This is a genomic window from Bradyrhizobium sp. Leo78 (assembly GCF_059512425.1).
In genome coordinates, this window is the sequence record NZ_JCAMOT010000119.1 from 1 (window position 1) to 3,109 (window position 3,109).

3 protein-coding genes are annotated in these 3,109 nt (G+C 60.8%); all 3 read right to left on the reverse strand.

The window, feature by feature from the left end; genetic code table 11:
• Positions 1-126 precede the first annotated feature (126 nt).
• Entirely contained in the window at positions 127-591 is a 465-nt protein-coding gene (locus tag AC5ZG1_RS43655) for a c-type cytochrome (RefSeq protein ID WP_496136492.1), read from the reverse strand.
• The gene (locus tag AC5ZG1_RS43660) at positions 555-1,361 is read right to left on the reverse strand and encodes a cytochrome c (RefSeq protein WP_496136493.1); all 807 of its coding nucleotides are present in this window, start codon (positions 1,359-1,361) and stop codon (positions 555-557) included. Before AC5ZG1_RS43660 ends, AC5ZG1_RS43655 begins: the two co-directional genes overlap by 37 nt.
• Before the next feature lie 24 nt (positions 1,362-1,385).
• Positions 1,386-3,109, reverse strand: a 1,724-nt coding sequence (locus AC5ZG1_RS43665; RefSeq protein WP_496136494.1) for a GMC family oxidoreductase, incomplete at its 5' end; no start/stop codon positions are given.

Genomic DNA, 3,109 nt, shown 5'->3' on the forward strand with positions numbered 1-3,109 from the left:
CTAGGACAAGATGGGCTGACGTCCGTGGCGCGGGAACTGCAACATCGGTATGTCCGACTTGATTTGCGACCGTATCGCGAGCGCGCTCGATCGGTCCGCCAAAGTTCGGACGCAGCGTGGTCGACGTTATCGAGACACCCGGCCACGCAGCGTACCGACGTCCGTAGACTGGACTGCTGACGCGGCATTTCCCCAAGTGTTGCGAACATAGGTCAGGACGTCCGCGATCTCTGTATCACTGAGATTCCAACCGAAGGACGGCATGGCGGGTGCGGTCGGGGCAGCTGCAGTAGCGACAGCGCGACTGCCGATCAGAACGACGCGAATCAAGGATGTCGGATCAGTGGACTGGACCAGGGGCGCTTGTGCCAGTCGCGGGAATAGGGTTGGAACGCCGGCGCCGCTAGACATGTGGCATGCCGCACAACGGTTCTCATAGACTGCCTTGCCCGCCACCATGCGTGTGTCATCGTGCGCCAGCGCAACGGCCGTGTTCGCGCTTCGAGGAGCACGATCCTTCAGATAAGTGGCGATCGCGAGAAGGTCGGCATCTGTCATATGAGAGGTGGAGTTCTCAATCGCCTCCGCCATCGGCCGGACGCAATGTCGAAAGCGTTGGCACCGGTCTTAAGATAGCGGACGATGTCTTCCGTGGACCAATTGCCGATGCCCATACGGGGATCCGCGGTTAGATCAGGCGCATACCAATCCTGCAACAATGCGCCGCGCAAGGCTTCCCCACCCCGATCGCCGCCGGTAATGTTCTTCGGTGTATGACAGGTTCCGCAATGGCCAAGGCCTTCGACCAGATAGGCCCCACGGTTCCACACATCCGACTTTGCCGGATCGGATTGAAACACCCCAGGCCTAAAATTGATCAAATCCCAGGTGGATGTTGCCGGTCGGCGGACATTGAACGGAAACCTAAGCTCATTCGGCTGAACCTCGTTACGCACCGGCTCCAACGTGCGCAGATAGGCCCAGATCTCCGACACGTCCTCGCGGGTAACCTTGGTGTAGGCGGGATACGGCATTGCCGGATAGAGGCGAACCCCATCTTTACCAATCCCCTCATGCATCGCCCGCCACAAATCCGATTCGGTCCAGGCACCGATTCCAGTCGCAACATCCGGCGTAATATTTGGGCCGAGCAATTTTCCGAATGGCGTCTCCAGCGCAGCGCCGCCGGCAAAAGGCTTACCACCGGGCGCAGTGTGGCAGCCGGCGCAATCGCCGAGCACAACGAGGTACCGGCCGCGCTCGATCTTCTCGAACGCCTGGTTGTCGTCCGCCGCGCGTGCCGCACCCAGGCCGATCGCGCAGGCCGCGAGCACACGAGTCATCAGATTGCGCATTCTCATGCCAATGCCTCGAAGTGCTAGCTGTCAAATCTGCACGAGCGGGCCGGGACTCTTCAGGTAGCGGTTTACGATCGCGTCTGCCGCCCAAAAGGCGAGTGCGCCCACCGTATCCGTCGGATTATATCCGGGGTTCTGCGGGAAGGCCGTGGCACCCATGACGAACAGGTTGGGCACGTCCCAGCTCTGCAGATAGCGATTGAGCGCGCTGGTCTTGGGCTCGACGCCCATAATGGCACCGCCGCAGGTGTGCGTTGTCTGGTACACGGTGACGTCGTAAGGACCGCGACGCGGGTGCTTCTCAAGCTGCCGCGGCCCCATCTTCTGCGCGACGTCAGCCAGCCGGTCGGTAAGGTATGTCGACATCTTGAGTTCGTTCTCGTGGAAGTCGAACGTCAAGCGCATCAACTTGCGGCCGAAGCGGTCCGTGTAGGTCGGATCGAGGTCGAGATACACGTCGCGATAACTGTAGCAGCTGCCATGCGTGACGGTCTCATAGCTGCTCAAGTAACTCTTCGCCACCGCCTTCTTCCACTCGGCGCCCCACCTCGGCGCTGTCTGTGGTGTCCTCCCAGTCTGGATCGGTCGGCCATTGGTCTGCACCGCGCCCATATAGCCGCCGCCGACGAAGCCATGCGGTCCGTGATCGAAATTGTCGCCGTTGAACTCGTCGATGCACATTCCGATCGAGCCCGACGCGATGAAGGGATTGAAGATCTTGTCGTCGAAAAACGCGCCTACGCTAGATGTGACTTGGTAGGAATAATTTCGACCGATTACGCCCTCGCCCGTGCGCGGGTCGTAGGGCTTGCCAATGCCCGAGTGCAGCAGCAGGTGCACGTTGAACAATTGGAAGGCGCAGAGCAGCACGAGGTCGGCTGGCTGCTCCCATTCGTTGCCACTGGTGTCGACATAGGTGACGCCGGTGGCGCGTTTTCCCGATCTATCCAGGTTGATCTTCGATACCTCGCACTGCGTGCGCGCCTCGAAGTTGGGACGGCGGATGAGTGCCGGCAGGATCGTGGTCTGCGGACTAGCCTTCGAGTAGTTGCCGCAGCCGAACCATTCGCAGAAGCCGCAATAGGTACAAGGGCCTATCGTGACGCCGAGCGGGTTCGTATATGCCTGTGAGAGATTCCCGGAAGGTTGCGGGAAGGGCTTATAGCCCATCTCCTGAGCCGCCTGTGCGAACAGCGTCGGACCGTAGGGCTGCTTCTGCGGCGGCGTCGGATACTCGCGGGACCGCGCTCCCTCGAAAGGATTGCCGCCCGTCTGTATCCGCCCTTTTATGTTTCCGGCTTTGCCGGACGTGCCGCACAAATACTCGAACTTGTCGTAATGGGGCTCGAGGTCATCATACGTAATTCCCCAGTCCTGGATCGTCATGTCCTCGGGCAGGAATTTTTCGCCATAGCGCCCCACCAAATGCGTTCTCAGCTCGAAGTCGCTGGGTAGGAAGCGCCACGTCTCGGCATTCCAATGCACGCCGCCGCCGCCAACGCCATTGGGCGGCATGAACGATCCCCAGCTGCGGATCGGCAGGGCCGTCTGACTGGCGTTGTTACGGAAAGTCATCGTCAGCTGTTCGGGCCGGAGGAATAGATCGTGGCGGATGCGGTAGCGCAACTCATCTTGCGCATAGGCCGGCGGGAAATCGGTCGCCGTGTCGCGCCACGGGCCGCGTTCGATCGCCACCACGTTCAATCCGGCACCAGTCAGCTCATGCGCCAGGATGGAGCCAGTCCAGCCCA

What these genes read in the sequence shown, in the direction of transcription:
- AC5ZG1_RS43655 (WP_496136492.1), bottom strand. Translation starts at nt 591, where the DNA reads ATGGCGGAGGCGATTGAGAACTCCACCTCTCATATGACAGATGCCGAC.
- AC5ZG1_RS43660 (WP_496136493.1), bottom strand. Translation starts at nt 1,361, where the DNA reads ATGAGAATGCGCAATCTGATGACTCGTGTGCTCGCGGCCTGCGCGATC.